The organism is Psychrobacter proteolyticus, assembly GCF_038155145.1.
Taxonomy (GTDB): domain Bacteria; phylum Pseudomonadota; class Gammaproteobacteria; order Pseudomonadales; family Moraxellaceae; genus Psychrobacter; species Psychrobacter proteolyticus_B.
The window spans coordinates 1-221 of the sequence record NZ_JBAKAY010000133.1 but is presented as its reverse complement, the minus strand read 5'-3'; the positions used below and the strand labels follow the sequence as shown (position 1 = coordinate 221).

The 221-nt window shown below is 39.8% G+C and carries 1 pseudogene; it reads left to right on the top strand.

What is annotated here, in order from left to right:
* Positions 1 to 48 precede the first annotated feature (48 nt).
* Positions 49 to 221, top strand: a pseudogene (locus V6252_RS13255) (hypothetical protein); the annotation flags it as partial.

Below are 221 nucleotides of genomic sequence, written 5' to 3'. Positions count from 1 at the left end.
TGAAGATGAATCAGTTTGGGCGGTACCTCACAAGAATTAAGCGATAACTTGTCTCGCAAAGACTTACTCATTTTGGTCATTTGCTCAACTCAAGTGATTAAGTGGATTTTTGAGCATGGCGTGACAGATTTTGAGGAAATGACCAATTTGAGTAATTCGTTGAGAGACAAGTTATCGGTTAATGCTTGTGTGGTACCGGCCAAAGTGATTGATCGTCAATA